This window comes from Streptomyces sp. NPDC059524 (assembly GCF_042749255.1).
Classification (GTDB): Bacteria; Actinomycetota; Actinomycetes; order Streptomycetales; family Streptomycetaceae; genus Streptomyces; species Streptomyces xanthii.
In genome coordinates this window covers 1-13,772 of sequence record NZ_JBHYTK010000017.1, presented here as the reverse complement: position 1 = coordinate 13,772, position 13,772 = coordinate 1, and the positions used below count along the sequence as shown (strand labels likewise).

13 protein-coding genes are annotated in these 13,772 nt (G+C 74.7%); 6 read left to right on the top strand and 7 right to left on the bottom strand.

Annotated features, from left to right (window positions below; all coding sequences use genetic code 11):
* Window positions 1-16 precede the first annotated feature (16 nt).
* Together ACFW9D_RS07560 and ACFW9D_RS07555 are read left to right on the top strand one after the other, a co-directional pair.
* Entirely contained in the window at window positions 17-541 is a 525-nt protein-coding gene (locus ACFW9D_RS07560; RefSeq protein WP_188340190.1) for an Lrp/AsnC family transcriptional regulator, read from the top strand.
* 19 nt (window positions 542-560) lie between these two features.
* Window positions 561-2,267, top strand: a complete 1,707-nt coding sequence (locus ACFW9D_RS07555) for a DUF885 domain-containing protein (protein WP_384618998.1) — start codon at window positions 561-563, stop codon at window positions 2,265-2,267.
* Window positions 2,268-2,327: 60 nt separating this feature from the next.
* Here ACFW9D_RS07555 and ACFW9D_RS07550 read toward each other — a convergent pair whose 3' ends face one another.
* Complete coding sequence (locus tag ACFW9D_RS07550; protein ID WP_384618995.1) at window positions 2,328-3,170, bottom strand: SDR family oxidoreductase; 843 nt, start codon at window positions 3,168-3,170, stop codon at window positions 2,328-2,330.
* Between the two features lie 201 nt (window positions 3,171-3,371).
* Here ACFW9D_RS07550 and ACFW9D_RS07545 point away from each other — a divergent pair, with 201 nt between their 5' ends.
* Window positions 3,372-4,169: an ATP-grasp domain-containing protein gene (locus tag ACFW9D_RS07545; RefSeq protein WP_384618992.1), complete on the top strand. Its 798-nt coding sequence runs from the start codon at window positions 3,372-3,374 to the stop codon at window positions 4,167-4,169.
* Window positions 4,170-4,221: 52 nt separating this feature from the next.
* Here ACFW9D_RS07545 and ACFW9D_RS07540 read toward each other — a convergent pair whose 3' ends face one another.
* Window positions 4,222-4,701: a rhodanese-like domain-containing protein gene (locus ACFW9D_RS07540; protein ID WP_188340186.1), complete on the bottom strand. Its 480-nt coding sequence runs from the start codon at window positions 4,699-4,701 to the stop codon at window positions 4,222-4,224.
* Between the two features lie 153 nt (window positions 4,702-4,854).
* On the opposite strand from ACFW9D_RS07540, the gene ACFW9D_RS07535 reads away from it, so the two are divergent.
* A complete protein-coding gene (locus tag ACFW9D_RS07535) occupies window positions 4,855-5,334 on the top strand; it encodes an Lrp/AsnC family transcriptional regulator (RefSeq protein ID WP_188340185.1) in 480 nt (159 codons plus the stop codon).
* A 47-nt stretch (window positions 5,335-5,381) separates the two neighbouring features.
* On the opposite strand, the gene ACFW9D_RS07530 is transcribed toward ACFW9D_RS07535, so the two are convergent.
* From ACFW9D_RS07530 to ACFW9D_RS07520, 3 genes are all read right to left on the bottom strand, one after another.
* A complete protein-coding gene (locus ACFW9D_RS07530) occupies window positions 5,382-8,423 on the bottom strand; it encodes an AAA family ATPase (RefSeq protein ID WP_384618987.1) in 3,042 nt (1,013 codons plus the stop codon).
* Window positions 8,420-9,583 (bottom strand): exonuclease SbcCD subunit D, encoded by a 1,164-nt coding sequence (locus tag ACFW9D_RS07525; protein WP_384618984.1) that lies wholly within the window; start codon window positions 9,581-9,583, stop codon window positions 8,420-8,422. Before ACFW9D_RS07525 ends, ACFW9D_RS07530 begins: the two co-directional genes overlap by 4 nt.
* 121 nt (window positions 9,584-9,704) lie before the next feature.
* On the bottom strand, window positions 9,705-10,325 hold the full coding sequence (locus tag ACFW9D_RS07520; protein WP_188340182.1) for a YigZ family protein: 621 nt from the start codon (window positions 10,323-10,325) through the stop codon (window positions 9,705-9,707).
* 92 nt (window positions 10,326-10,417) lie between these two features.
* Here ACFW9D_RS07520 and ACFW9D_RS07515 point away from each other — a divergent pair, with 92 nt between their 5' ends.
* Entirely contained in the window at window positions 10,418-10,825 is a 408-nt protein-coding gene (locus ACFW9D_RS07515; RefSeq protein WP_188340181.1) for a CoA-binding protein, read from the top strand.
* A 418-nt stretch (window positions 10,826-11,243) separates the two neighbouring features.
* Here ACFW9D_RS07515 and ACFW9D_RS07510 read toward each other — a convergent pair whose 3' ends face one another.
* A complete protein-coding gene (locus ACFW9D_RS07510; protein ID WP_384618979.1) occupies window positions 11,244-12,125 on the bottom strand; it encodes an NAD(P)-dependent oxidoreductase in 882 nt (293 codons plus the stop codon).
* An 86-nt stretch (window positions 12,126-12,211) separates the two neighbouring features.
* Here ACFW9D_RS07510 and aac(3) point away from each other — a divergent pair, with 86 nt between their 5' ends.
* On the top strand, window positions 12,212-13,066 hold the full coding sequence (gene aac(3) / locus ACFW9D_RS07505) for an aminoglycoside 3-N-acetyltransferase (RefSeq protein ID WP_384618976.1): 855 nt from the start codon (window positions 12,212-12,214) through the stop codon (window positions 13,064-13,066).
* Here the strand turns inward: aac(3) and ACFW9D_RS07500 are convergent.
* Window positions 13,063-13,623 carry a YbaK/EbsC family protein gene (locus ACFW9D_RS07500; RefSeq protein WP_384618973.1) on the bottom strand — a complete coding sequence of 187 codons (561 nt, stop codon included), beginning with the start codon at window positions 13,621-13,623 and terminating at the stop codon, window positions 13,063-13,065. The two genes, aac(3) and ACFW9D_RS07500, sit on opposite strands and share 4 nt — an antisense overlap.
* Window positions 13,624-13,772: the final 149 nt, after the last annotated feature.

The window sequence follows — 13,772 nt, the reverse complement described above, 5'->3', positions numbered from 1 at the left end:
GTGCTACGTTCGACGAATGGCTGATTCTGTCGTACTGGATCCGGTTGATCTGGAGATTCTGCGGCTGTTGCAGAACGACGCCCGCACGACGTACCGGGACCTCGCCGCGCAGGTCGGGGTCGCGCCGTCGACCTGTCTCGACCGGGTGGCGCGGCTGCGGCGCTCGGGGGTGATCCTCGGGCATGTGCTGCGGCTCGATCCGGCCAAGCTGGGCCGCGGGCTGCAGGCGCTGCTGTCCGTGCAGGTGCGCCCGCACCGGCGGGAGCTGGTGGGCCCGTTCGTCGAGCGGATCCGGGCACTGCCCGAGGCGCGCACGGTCTTCCATCTGACCGGCCCCGACGACTACTTGGTGCAGGTCGCGGTGCGGGACATGGCCGATCTGCAGCGGCTCGTGCTCGACGAGTTCACGGCGCACCGGGAGGTGGCGCGGGTCGAGACGCGGCTGATCTTCCAGCAGTGGGAGTGCGGACCGCTGCTTCCGGCCGGGACCCCGGCCGCGCCGGGCACGCCCACAGCGAATCATGGTGACGTCGCCCCCTGACTCGTACGAGGATGTCCGCATGTCAGACACCTCGAGCACCCAGCTGTCCCCCGGCCCGCTGCCCCGTCAGGTCGCCGACGCCCATGTCGACGCCGTGGTCGCCCTCGACCCGCTCACCGGTACGTATCTCGGCGACCGCGCCTCCCACGGAAAGCTGCCCGATCTGTCACCCGCCGGGCTCGACGCGGTCGCCGCGCAGGCCCGGGACACGCTCGCCCGGCTCGACGAGGCCGAGCGCCGGCCCGGCGCCGACAGCGACGTCGAGCGCCGTTGCGCCCGTCTGCTGCGCGAGCGCCTGACGGCCGAACTCGCCGTGCACGACGCGGAGGAGCACCTGCGCGTCGTCACCAACCTGGGCGGCCCCGTGCACAACGTGCGCGAGGTGTTCACCATCACCCCGACCGAGACCGACGAGGACTGGGCGGCGATCGCCGAGCGGCTGCGCGCGGTCCCGGCCGCGTTCGCCGGATACCGGGAGACGCTCGAGGCGGGGCTCGAGCGCAAGCTGTACGGTCCGCCGCGGCCCGCCGCCACCTTCGTCGAGCAGCTCACCGAGTGGGCGGGCGAGGCCCAGGGGCGGGGCTGGTTCGAGGAGTTCGCGGCCGCCGGGCCCGAAGCCCTGCGCGGCGAGCTGACCGAGGCGGCGCGCACGGCGGACGCCGCGACGGTGGCGCTGCGCGACTGGATGCGGGACGTGTACGCGCCGGCGATCGAGGGTGCGCCGAACGCGGTGGGCCGGGAGCGGTACGCGCGCTGGTCGCGCTACTACAACGGCACGGACCTCGACCTGGACGAGGCCTACGCGTACGGGTGGAGCGAGTTCCACCGGCTGCTGGGCGAGATGCGGGCCGAGGCGGAGAAGATCCTGCCGGGCGCCGAGACGCCGTGGGTGGCGCTCGCGCACCTCGACGAGCACGGGCGGCACATCGAGGGCGTGGACGAGGTCCGCGACTGGCTGCAGAACCTGATGGACGAGGCCATCGAGGCGCTCGACGGCACGCACTTCGAACTGGCGCAGCGGGTACGGAAGGTGGAGTCCCGCATCGCTCCGCCCGGCAGCGCGGCGGCCCCCTACTACACGGCGCCGTCGGAGGACTTCTCGCGCCCCGGGCGCACCTGGCTGCCGACGATGGGCCAGACCCGCTTCCCCGTGTACGACCTGGTGTCGACCTGGTACCACGAGGGTGTGCCGGGCCATCACCTGCAGCTCGCGCAGTGGGCGCACGTGGCCGGTGACCTGTCGCGCTACCAGGCGACGCTGGGCGGGGTCTCGGCGAACGCGGAGGGCTGGGCGCTGTACGCGGAGCGCCTCATGGACGAGCTGGGCTTCCTCAAGGACGCGGAGACGCGCCTCGGTTACCTCGACGCTCAGATGATGCGCGCGGCCCGTGTGATCGTCGACATCGGCATGCACCTGGAGCTGGAGATCCCGGCGGACTCGCCGTTCCACCCGGGCGAGCGGTGGACGCCGGAGCTGGCGCAGGAGTTCTTCGGGTCGCACAGCAGCCGGCCCGCGGACTTCGTAGAGAGCGAGCTGACCCGCTATCTGTCGATCCCGGGCCAGGCCATCGGCTACAAGCTGGGCGAGCGGGCGTGGCTGCTGGGCCGGGCCAACGCGCGGGCGGCGCACGGCGACGCGTTCGACGCGAAGGCCTGGCACATGGCGGCGCTCTCGCAGGGTTCGCTGGGCCTGGACGACCTCGTGGACGAGCTGTCCAGGCTGTAGCCGCGCCGGCCTCCGGCGGATTGGACCGTACGGGATTCCTCGCGTGATCCCGTACGGGCGTCAGCCCCCGGTCCGCCGGAAGCCGCCCTCGGAATCGACGACCTGCCCGGTGATCCACGCGGCCTCGTCGGTCGCCAGCCAGGAGATCAGCCGGGCCGGGTCGTCGGGCATGCCCCAGCGTCCGGCCGGGAACAGTCCGGCGATCGCGTCGTACGTGTCGCCGTCGAGGTAGTCGGTGTCGACGGGGCCGGGGTTGACGGTGTTCACCGTGATGCCCCGGTCGGCGAGCGCGGTCGCGAGGGAGCGGGTGACCGAGGCGAGCGCGCCCTTCTGGAGGGCGTACGCGAGCTCGCCGGGCATGCCGTCGGCGATGTCCTGTCCCGAGGTCATCATGACGATCCGCCCGCCGGGTCCGGCCGGGCGGTGGCGCGCGAAGGCCTGCACGAGCAGGACGACGGAGCGTGCGTCGACGGCCCAGTGCGCGTCGAGCATCGCGGCGTCGATCGTGTCGAGGGTGCCGTCGCTGCCGCCGAGCGCGTGGTTGGCGATCAGGATGTCGAGCCGGCCGCCGAGGGCCCGCGCGGCGTCGTCGATCAGCCGGGCCGGGGCGTCGGGTGCGCTGAGGTCGGCGGGACCGTGGTCGACGAGGGTGTCCGGCGCGCCACGTGCCGCGCGCACCGCGTCGGCCACGTCCTCGGGCCGGTCGGCGCCCCAGGGCATCGCCTCGTCGTGCGGCACGTGATGGTGCAGGTAGACGGCGGCCCCGTACGCGGCGAGCCGCCGCGCCACGGCGCACCCGATGCCGCCTCGCCGGCTGGCCCCGGTGACCAGGGCGGTACGGCCGCGCAGGGGCAGCGGGTCGCGGCGGAGTTCTTCTGGGGTGGGGGCGGGAAGTCTCGGCATGGGGGCCGATGATGCCAAGGCTCCGCGCCGTTCGCACGGCGATTACGCGCCGGGCGGCGCGAACCCCTGCCCCGCACGGAGCACCGGGCGCGAGGGCACCGCGGCACCGGGCACCGGGCACCGGGCACTCGGCACTGGGCACCGGGCACTGGGCGCGAAATTGCGTGGCGTTCAGACGCACCGGCCCACATCCTCGACTCCATGAACGCGACGCCCCGCACCCTCTTCCTCTCCCCCCGCGCCACCGTCACGGGCCGCGCGCTGGCCGACGCCGCACGCCGGCGCGGGATCGGCGTGGAGACGTACGGGGACTGGCGTACGCCTGCGGAGTGGCTCGGGGCGCCGGGGGCCTCGCTGTACGCGGGGCCGTTGTTCGCGGACGCGGTGGGGCGCGAGCTCGGGGTCGGGCTGCTGGAGGCGGCGCCTGGCTGGCTGGCCGGGCTGCCGGTCGAACTTGCCGGACGGGACGTGGAGTTGACGACGGTCGCCGAGGCCCGCGGGCTGCGCCGTCCGGCGTTCGTGAAACCGCCCAACGACAAGAGCTTCCCGGCCCGCGTCTATCCGGACGGCAGCCGCCTGCCCGGCCCGGACGCGGTGGACGACGACACGCCCGTGCTGGTCAGCGACATCGTGGCGTTCGACGTCGAGTACCGGCTGTTCCTGCTCGACGGCGCCGTGCGCACGGCGAGCCGCTACGCGCGCCGGGGCGCCCTGGACGTGGCGCCGCTGGACGGCGGCGACCCGCTGCGCGACGAGGTGCTGGCGTTCGCCGCCCGGCTCCCCGCCGAGGAGTTGCCGAGCGCGATCGTCGTCGACGTGGGCCGGCTCGCTCCGGACGGCGACTGGGCGGTCGTCGAGGCCAACGCGGCCTGGGCCAGCGGCCATTACGCCTGCGACCCGGACGGCGCCCTCGACGTGGTGCTGCGCGCGGCGGCCCCGGCCGCCGACGTCGGCCCGCGGGACGTCCCGTTCCTGCGGGCGGCCCCGCACCGGGTCTGACGCGGCCGGGTCCGGCCGGGCCGGGCCTGACGGAGCCGGGAGGGCGCCGGATTCAGCAGCCGCAGTCCTCGGCGTCGACGGGCGCGGTGAGCGGGTCCGGGGCCTGTCGCGCGGGCCCCTCCCAGGTCTCGTAGGCGAAGCCCTCGCGGACCCAGTACTCGAAGCCGCCGAGCATCTCCTTGACCTGGAAGCCGAGTTCGGCGAGGGCGAGGGCGGCGCGGGTCGCGCCGTTGCACGCCGGGCCCCAGCAGTACGTGACGACGGGGACCGACCGGTCGAGCAGTTGCTCGGCCTGCTCGGGGATCTGGGCCGTGGGCAGGTGGAGGGCGCCGGGGACATGGCCCTGGTCCCAGGAGGCGGTGGAGCGGGAGTCGAGCAGGACGAATCCGGGGCCTTCGGGCAGGGCGAGCGCGGCGGCGACGTCGGACACGTCGGCGTGGAAGGCGAGGCTCGCGCCGAAGTAGGCGGCAGCGGCGGCGGGCGCGGCGGGGGCCACCCGCAGGACGGGGTGGGCGCTGGTCGTCGTGGTCATGGCGCAACTCCTGGGACGTGGGGCGGCCCGCGTTCGGCGGCCGCCCGGCATCTGAAGACACTGGAAATCTATGGCCGGTGATCACCTTCGTTGAAGGGGCGATCCCCGGCACATCTCTTGATCGGCCGGGGATTCACCTGCTATTCCTCGAACATGACCGCCGATTCCACAAGCACACCCCGCACCGCGTCCGCGTACACGCCCGACGCCACCGACTGGCGCATCCTGGAGGCCCTGCAGCGCGAGGGCCGCGCGAGCTACGCCGAGCTGGCGCGCGCCGTGTCGATGTCCGCGAGCGCGGTGACCGAGCGGGTGCGCCGGCTGGAGGAGGCCGGGGTGATCGCCGGGTACACGGCGGTGGTGGTGCCGGAGCGGCTCGGGCTGCCGATCCTGGCCTTCGTCCGGCTGCGGTACCCGAACGGGAACTACAAGCCGTTCCACGACCTGGTCGCGGTGACCCCGGAGATCCTGGAGGCGCACCACGTCACCGGCGACGACTGCTTCGTCATCAAGGTCGCGGCGCGCTCCATGGGGCACCTGGAGGAGGTGTCGGGCAAGCTCGGCGCGCTGGGGTCGGTGACCACGAGCGTCGTGTACTCGTCGCCGCTGCCGCGCCGCCCGATCGGCCACTGAACGGCACGTCCACGGGGCGGGCTACGCGGCTGAGCTGAGCAGGGGCCTCACACCCCGCCGCGCTGACGGACCTCCGATCCCTCCCGCCCCTTCACGACCTCCAGTTGGGCGTGCACGCGGCGCCGCAGGTCGCCGACGTGGCTGACGATGCCGACGCTGCGGTCCCGCTCGCGCAGTGTGTCCAGGACGTCGAGGACCTCGTCGAGGGTCTGGTCGTCGAGGCTGCCGAAGCCCTCGTCGATGAACAGGGTGTCGAGCCGGACTCCCCCCGCCTCGTCGGTGACGACGTCCGCGAGGCCGAGCGCGAGCGCGAGCGACGCGAAGAACGTCTCGCCGCCGGACAGCGTCGCCGTGTCCCGCTCCCGCCCGGTCCACGCGTCGACGACGTGCAGCCCGAGGCCCGAACGCCCGCGCCCGGACAGCGAGTCGGAGTGGACGAGCGTGTAGCGGCCGGACGACATGCGGCGCAGGCGGGCCGTCGCGGCGGCGGCGACCTGCTCGAGGCGCGCGGCCAGCACATAGGACTCCAGGCGCATCTTGCGCTCGTTGTCCGCCGAGGTGCCGGCGGCGAGGGAGGCGAGCCGGGCGATCCGGTTGTACGCGGCGCGCAGCGGGCCGAGCCGGCGGGCCTCCTTGGCCGCGCTGCGGGACAGCCGGTCGAGCGCGTCGCAGCGGCGTGCGGCGGCGTCCCGCGCGGAGGCGGCGGCGCGCACCCGGGCGTCGGCGGCGTCGGCCGCGGCCCGTGCGGCGGCGAGGTCGGCGGCGGGCCGCAGAGCGGCGGCCGCGGTGTCCTCCTCGGCGAGGACCGCGCGGACGGCGGCCTCCTCGGCCTGCCACGCGTCGAGCCGGTGCTGGAGCTCGCGGTGGGCGGCGTCGTCGAGCAGGGCACCCGCCGCGGCCTCCGGCGTGTCGAACCCGGCGCGGAACGCGGCGTCGGCGAGTCGCGCGTCGGCGTCCTTGAGCCGCTGCGCGGTGTCCTCGACGGCCCGGGCGGCGTCGGCGGCGCTGTCGAGCAGCGTGACGAGCCGCTCCAGCTGGGCGGCGCGCGCCTCGACGCTCGCGGCGCCCCTGCGAGCCTGCTCCAACTCCCCTACCAGGCCGTCCCGTTCACTGTCGAGCGCTTCACGCAGGGAGGCCCGGCTCGCGGTGCGGGTCGCCGCCTCCTGGCGGGCGGTGGTCCTGCGGCCGTGCTCGCGCTCGGCGTGGTCGAGCGTCTCGCGGGCGGCGCGCAAGGTGGACGCCTCGGCGCGGGCCTCCGCGTGTCGCGCCTCCAGTTCCCGTGCCGCTTCGGCGAGTTGACCGGCGGGCGTATCACCGGCCGCCGCCTTCGCCGCGGCCAGCTCCTCCCGGACCCGGGCCAGTCGCCGCTCGGTGTCGGCCCGGTGCTCCTCGGCACCGCGGTGGGCGGCGAGCGCGTGCTCCTCGGCGGCCCGGTCCACGTGTCCTTCGGATCTGGCGCTCGGCGCGGGGTGCTCGACGGAGCCGCAGACGGCGCAGGGTTCGCCGGAGACGAGGGCCTCGGCGAGCTCGGCGGCGACGCCGCGCAGCCGTCGTTCCTTCAGCTTGAGCCAGTGCTCGTGCGCGGTGGCGGCGTCCTCGCGGGCGCGCAGGGTCGCCTCCTGCGCCGTGCCGGCCCGCTCGGCCAGGCGGTCCCGCTCGACGGCGGCCGCGGCCCGCTGCCGTACCGGTTCCAGCTGTCCGGCGAGGTGTTCGGCGCGGGTCGCCGCCTCCTGGGCGCGCTCGACCCGCGCCTGGAGACCGGCCCTGCGGGTGTCCCAGGCGTCGAGCCAGCCGTCGGTCTCGGCGAGCAGCTCGGCGTCGGCGCGCTCCTCGCGGTCGAGGCGGGCGCGGTCGTCGGCGATGCGGGTCAGGCGCTGCTCGGCGCGGCGGGCGGCGTCGAGTCCGCCGAGCTCGTGGGCGAGGCGCCGGGCGGCCTCGGCGAGGGCGCCGGGGCCCGCGTCGTCGGCGAGGTGCTCGCCCGGGGCGCCGGCGGCGAGCTCGGGGGCGGCGGCCAGCGCGGCACGCGTGCGTGCCTCTTCACGCAGCGCCGTGCCGTGCTCGGTGTCGGCCGCGTCGCGCAGGGCGAGGGCGGGGGCGACGGTCTCGGCCTTGCGGCCCCGGTCCATGCGCTGCTGGAGGGCGCGGTGCTCGTCGGCGCGCTCGTCGAGCGCGGCGGCCCGCGCGTGTGCCTCGGCGAAGCGCCGCTGCAGCCGGGCCGTGTCCTGCTCCGCGGCGAGGGCGTCCTGTGCGGCGGTGCGAGCGGAGTCGGCGGCGCCCAGGGCGAGATGGGCGTGGGTGAAGCGCTCGCGGGCGCCGCTGCGCGCGACGGCGGCCCAGGCCAGCACGGCGTCGGCGAGGCCCGGTTCACCCGGCTCGGCGTCGACGGGCGCGAGTTCGGCCGTGTCGCCCGCGGCCTGCTGCATGCGGTGCGCGTCGGCGAGGAGCTCGGTGTCGCCGGCCTTGACCTGCTTCTCGGCGGCGCGCCGGTCCTCGGCGAGCCGCTGCTCGACGGCGGCGAACCGGTGCGTGTCGAAGAGCCGCCCGAGAAGCTTGCCGCGGGCCTCCGCGTCGGCGCGCAGGAACCGCGCGAAGTCGCCCTGCGGCAGCAGCACGACCTGGCAGAACTGGTCCTTGCTCATGCCGAGCAGCTGGGTGATCTCCTCGCCGATCTCCTGGTGGGAGCGGCTGAGGTCCTTCCACGCGCGGGCCTCGGCGTCGTGCTCGCGCAGCCAGCTCTGCGCCTTCTCCGTGGTGAAGCCGGTGCCGCGCTTCTTGGGGCGGGCGTACGGGGGCTGGCGGGTGAGCTCCAGGCGGCGGCCCGCGACGGTGAGGTCGAGGACGACCTCGGTGCGCACGCCGGGCTCGGCGTGGTCGCTGCGCAGGTGCTGACCCTGGGAGCCGCCGTTCTGCCGGGCGCCGGGGACGGACCCGTACAGCGCGTAGCAGACCGCGTCGAGGACGGAGGTCTTGCCGGCGCCGGTCGGGCCGTGCAGCAGGAAGAGTCCGGCCGAGGACAGCGCGTCGAAGTCGATCTCCTGGGTGCCGCCGAAGGGGCCGAACGCGGTGATCTTCAGGGTGTGCAGTCTCACCGGGCGACCTCGCGCACCACGTCGTCGGTCCGTACGGCGTCGAAGGCGGCGCGCAGCACGGCGCGCTCGTCCGGGTCGGGCCCGGCGCCGCGGACATGGGTCACGAAGTCCTCCGCGATCTCGTGGTCGTCGCGCCCGCTGAGTCGCTCCGCGTAGCTGGCGTCGGGGCGCGCGTCGGTGCGGCGCGGGTCGAACAGCAGGCTGAGGGTGTGCGGGAAGCGGTCGGTGAGGCGGGCCATGGGGTCGTCGGGCCGCACCTCGTCGGTGAGGGTGGCCTCGACCCAGGACTCCTCGTGGACGGTGAGGTCCGGGTCGGCGAGCAGATCCTCCAGGTCGCCCCGGATCCGGGCGAGCGGCCGGGGCACCGGGCAGTCGATCCGCTCGGCGCTCACGGCGCCGTCGGCGTCCAGGTCGATGAGCCACATGCTCTTGCGGTGGTCGGCCTCGGAGAAGGAGTACGGCAACGGTGAGCCCGAGTAGCGGACACGCTCGCTGAGGGTCTGACTGCCGTGCAGGTGGCCGAGGGCCACGTAGTCGACCCCGTCGAAGACGCCCGCGGGGACGGCGGCGACGCCGCCGACGGTGATGTCCCGCTCGCTGTCGCTGGGGGTGCCACCGGTGACGAAGGCGTGGGCGAGGACCACGGACCGGGTGCCGGGGGCGCGGGCGGCCAGGTCGGCGCGCACGCGCTCCATCGCGGCCCCGAGCACCTGCTCGTGCCCGGCGCGCTCGACCCCGAACTCGGCCTTGACGAGAGCGGGCTCCAGGTACGGCAGTCCGTAGAAGGCGACGTCGCCGTGCGCGTCGGTCAGCACGACGGGCTCGGCGACGCGGCTCGCCGCCGTACGGAGGTGGATGCCGGCGCGGCCCAGGAGCCCGGCGCCGACGCCGAGGCGGCGGGCCGAGTCGTGGTTCCCGGAGATCATCACCGTGGGCACGCCGAGGTCGGCGAGGCGGTGCAGGGCGTCGTCGTACAGCTCGACCGCGGACAGCGGGGGCACGGCCCGGTCGTACACGTCGCCCGACACGACCACCGCGTCGACCTCCCGCTCGCGCACGGTGTCGACGAGGTGGCCTATGAACGCGGACTGGGCGTCGAGCATGCTCACGCGGTGGAACGCGCGGCCCAGATGCCAGTCGGACGTGTGCAGCAGCCTCATGACACACGAGGCTAACCGCTGGGTCTGACAGCACGGCAGAAACACCCGCGCCGCCCCGGCTCCCCCGGCTCCCTGGTGACAGGCCTCACACCGCCCGGCTCGCATCGGGAGGATGCCGGTGCTACCCGTAGGCCTCGCCGCCGAGCTCGAAGCCGGCCTCCCCCGCCGACACGTCCGCGAGCCACGCCCGGAACTGGTCGAGGTCCGACTCGGGCAGCCCGATCTCGATGGAGACGGCCTCCCCGTAGTGGACGTCGCGCACGCTGCGCCCTGTGGAGCGCAGGTCGTTCTCCATCTTGCCCGCGCGCGCGTGGTCGACGGTGACGGTGGCGAGGCGGTAGCGGCGGCGGGTGACGGTGCCGAGCGTGTCGAGCGCCTCGCCGACCGCGCCTCCGTAGGCGCGGATGAGGCCGCCGGCGCCGAGTTTCACGCCTCCGTAGTAGCGCGTGACGACGGCGACGACGTACCGCATCTCGCGCCGGGTGAGCATCTGCAGCATCGGGACGCCCGCGGTGCCGCCGGGCTCGCCGTCGTCGCTGGCCTTCTGGACGGAGGCGTCGGCGCCGATGACGTACGCGTAGCAGTTGTGGGTGGCGGTCGGGTGCTCCTTGCGGATGCGGGCGACGAAGGCCTGGGCCTCCTCCTCGGTGGCGGCGGGCGCGAGCGCGCACAGGAACCGGGAGCGGTTGATCTCTGTCTCGTGCACGCCCTCGTGGGCCACCGTGCGGTACTCGTCCTGCATCGGACCAGCCTATGCGCCCGCGTGGAATCGACGGGCGGTGCGGGTGGTTAGCCGGATGTCAGTCTTCCGCCCGACCATGCTTGGAGGCGCCGATGTACGGCGACCAGGAGACCGTCCGCAAGATCCTCACCGGTACCGGGGACACCTGGGCCGTGGTGGGGCTCTCCTCGAACCGGTCGCGTGCGGCGTACGGCGTCGCGCGGGTCCTGCAGGAGTACGGCAAGCGGATCGTCCCCGTCCACCCGAAGGCCGAGACGGTGCACGGGGAGCGGGGCTATGCCTCGCTCGCGGACATCCCGTTCCCGGTGGACGTGGTGGACGTCTTCGTGAACAGCGAGCTGGCCGGGCCGGTGGCGGACGAGGCCGTGGCGATCGGGGCGAAGGCGGTGTGGTTCCAGCTCGGGGTGGTCGACGAGGAGGCGCATGCGCGGACGCGCGAGGAGGGCCTGGAAATGGTGATGGACCGCTGCCCGGCCATAGAGATCCCCCGCCTCCCCTGACAAGTCATCGCGGGGAACACACTCGCCCGGCGGGCGCGGGGCTGTGCCGTTCAGCGACTCCGTCGCGGGGCGCGACCGACATGCCCCTGGGGCGCACGGAGTGCGCCCTTCAGGGGCGCGGGGAACTGCGCGAGAAGCCCCACCGGGCTGCACCCGGCGATGATCGTCAGCCCCTACGGCGGTGGCGCTGTAGCCGAGCCCCGATGCATCGCGCACCCGGCGCCGGGGTGCCGCCTTGCCCACCCTCCCCCAAGCTCTCGGCTTCGCTCGAGCAGGGGGGACCCCCATCGCCCCAGGCGGCAGACTGCCCAAGGCTGGGTCGAGCCGACCGGACGCACACCCGGAACGGCGCGAGAAGCCCCACCGGGCGGCGCCCGGCGAACGATCCTCGGCCCGTGCGGCGCCGCCGCAGCCGGGATCAGGGGGTGTCGAAGGAGGCGTAATAGGCGGCGGCCATGTCTTCGTGGCCGTGCCCCTGTTCCGAGGCACGGCTGAAGCGGGCCGCGGCCGCCTCGGCCACGTCCAGGCGCACCCCGTGCGCCCGCCCGGCCTCGGCGATGAGCCGCGCGTCCTTCGCCGCGGTGTCCACCGCGAACTGGGCCGGGGTCAGCCGGTCCTCCAGGATCATCGCCGACTTGGCGTGCAGGTACGGCATGTCGAGCCCGCCACCGGCGATCGCGTCGAGGAAGGACTGCGGGTCGACGCCGAGCGCCTGGGAGAGGGCGAGGGCCTCCCCCACCGCGTTGGTCGCGGCGAGCACCCAGCTGTTGGCGACGAGCTTGAGCCGCGTGGCACCGCCCGCGCCCCCGTCCTCGCCGATCCACGCGGTGCGGGCCCCGACCGCTTCGAGGACCGGGGCGACGGCCTCACGCCGGTCGACGGGCCCGGCCGCGAGGACGAGAAGCTGACCGGCCTCGGCGGGCTGTCGGGTGCCGAGGACCGGGGTGTCGAAGAAGACGAGGCCGTGCTCGGCGGCGAACTCGGCCAGTTCGGCGATGCCGTCGATCCCGGCCGTCGTCGACTGCAGCCAGGCCGCCCCCGGCTTCAGCCCCGGCGCGGCCTGCCGCATGACGTCGAGCGCGGCGGGCCCGTCGTAGAGCATCGTGAGGACGACGTCGGCGTCGGCGACGGCCTCGGCCGGGGTGTCGCTGACCTGCACGCCGTCGGCGGCGAGCGGCTCGGCCTTGGCGCGGCTGCGGTTCCAGGCGCGCACGGTGTGTCCGGCGCGCGCGATGTTGCGGGCCATGGCGGCGCCCATGATGCCGGTGCCGAGCACAGCGACGGTCAGCTGGTCTGTCATGTCGTCAACTCTCCCTCTACGGCTGTCCGGTTCAAGATCTCATGAGCCGCGGCCGCGCTCCGCTCGGGGCGCGTACCGTCGGCCGGGTGGACGAACGCACTCTGCTCACCCGCTCCGGCGGCCCCGTCACCCGGCGCCGTCTCGCCCGCGACCTGACCGCGCTGGGGCTCGGCCCCGGCGACACCGTCATGTTCCATACGAAGATGTCCGCGCTCGGCTATGTGGCGGGCGGCGCCGGCACGGTGCTCGACGCGCTTCTCGACGTGGTCGGCGCGTCCGGCACGCTGATGGTCACATGCGGCTGGAACGACGCCCTGCCCTACGACTTCGACTCCTGGCCCGCGGCCTGGCGGGACGCCGTGCGCGACGAACACCCGGCGTACGACCCGGATTCGAGCGAGTGCGACCACGCGAACGGACGGCTGCCGGAGGCACTGCGGCACCGGCCCGGCGCTCTGCGCAGCCGGCATCCGGACGCGAGTTTCGCCGCGCTGGGCGCGGGCGCCCGGGAGTTGACGGTGGATCACCCCTGGGACGATCCGCACGGGCCGGACAGTCCGCTCGCCCGTCTGGTGGCGCGCGGCGGCCGGGTCCTGATGCTGGGCGCCCCGCTGGACACGCTGACCCTGCTGCATCACGCGGAGGCGCTGGCCGAGGCGCCGGGCAAGCGGTTCGTGTCGTACGAGCAGCCGCTGCGGGACGGCGGACGGCGGGTGTGGCGGCGGTTCCACGACATCGACTCGGAGCGGGGCGCGTTCGACTACGGCTCCGTGGTGCCGCCGGGCCGCGACCCGTTCGAGGTCATCGGCGCGGAGCTGCTGGCCGCGGGGCTGGGGAGGAGCGGGAGGGTCGGGGCGGCGGAGTGCCATCTCCTCGACGCGGGCGTGGTCGTGGGGTTCGGCCGGGCCTGGATCGAGGAGAGGCTGGGCGGGGCGTCCTAGACAGCGATGCCGAGGCCCTCGAGGACGGTGGCGCCGGGCAGCTCGGCGAGTGCCTTGCCCGGCACGATGAGCTTGCCGCGGCGGGTGCCGCTGCCGATGAGGACGTACGGCAGGTCGGCGACGGCCGCGTCGACGAGGACCGGCCAGTCGGCGGGCAGGCCGATGGGGGTGATGCCGCCGTACTCCATGCCGGTCTCCCCGGTCGCGGTGTCCATCGAGGCGAAGGAGGCCTTGCGGGCGCCGAGGTGGCGGCGCACGACGCCGTTGACGTCGACCTTGGTGGCGGACAGGACGACGCACGCGGCGAGGGTCGCCTCGCCGCCGCGCTTGCCGCTGACGACGACGCAGTTGGCGGAGGTGTCGAGCAGGTCGGGGCCGTAGTGCTCGACGAACGTGGCGGTGTCGGCCCAGTCGGGCTCGGTGTCGACGTGGATCAGCTCCTGCGCGGGGACGCTGCCGCGCCAGTTCCGGACGGCGTCCGCGACGGGGCGGGTGAGGAGGTTCAGGGCGTCCGGGGCGGGGGTGACGGTGTCGAAGGTGCCGATGGGTGCGCGCATGTCCGGCACGCTAACAGTTGCCCGGGGCGGGATCGTGCGGGCCTCTGGCTCTCCGGTCGCCTGCGGGCCGGTGGGGGTTGGTCGCGCAGTTCCCCGCGCCCCTGAAATGCAGACCCTTCGGGTCGCATTTCCCCGATGAGGCGCAGCCT

Bases quoted from the DNA above. Each gene is read 5' to 3' on its own strand.
- ACFW9D_RS07520 (WP_188340182.1), bottom strand. From the start codon at position 10,325: ATGCAGGACGAGTACCGCACGGTGGCCCACGAGGGCGTGCACGAGACA.
- ACFW9D_RS07515 (WP_188340181.1), top strand. From the start codon at position 10,418: ATGTACGGCGACCAGGAGACCGTCCGCAAGATCCTCACCGGTACCGGG.
- ACFW9D_RS07545 (WP_384618992.1), top strand. From the start codon at position 3,372: ATGAACGCGACGCCCCGCACCCTCTTCCTCTCCCCCCGCGCCACCGTC.
- ACFW9D_RS07500 (WP_384618973.1), bottom strand. From the start codon at position 13,623: ATGCGCGCACCCATCGGCACCTTCGACACCGTCACCCCCGCCCCGGAC.
- ACFW9D_RS07550 (WP_384618995.1), bottom strand. From the start codon at position 3,170: ATGCCGAGACTTCCCGCCCCCACCCCAGAAGAACTCCGCCGCGACCCG.
- ACFW9D_RS07535 (WP_188340185.1), top strand. From the start codon at position 4,855: ATGACCGCCGATTCCACAAGCACACCCCGCACCGCGTCCGCGTACACG.
- ACFW9D_RS07510 (WP_384618979.1), bottom strand. From the start codon at position 12,125: ATGACAGACCAGCTGACCGTCGCTGTGCTCGGCACCGGCATCATGGGC.
- ACFW9D_RS07560 (WP_188340190.1), top strand. From the start codon at position 17: ATGGCTGATTCTGTCGTACTGGATCCGGTTGATCTGGAGATTCTGCGG.
- ACFW9D_RS07525 (WP_384618984.1), bottom strand. From the start codon at position 9,583: ATGAGGCTGCTGCACACGTCCGACTGGCATCTGGGCCGCGCGTTCCAC.
- ACFW9D_RS07555 (WP_384618998.1), top strand. From the start codon at position 561: ATGTCAGACACCTCGAGCACCCAGCTGTCCCCCGGCCCGCTGCCCCGT.
- ACFW9D_RS07540 (WP_188340186.1), bottom strand. From the start codon at position 4,701: ATGACCACGACGACCAGCGCCCACCCCGTCCTGCGGGTGGCCCCCGCC.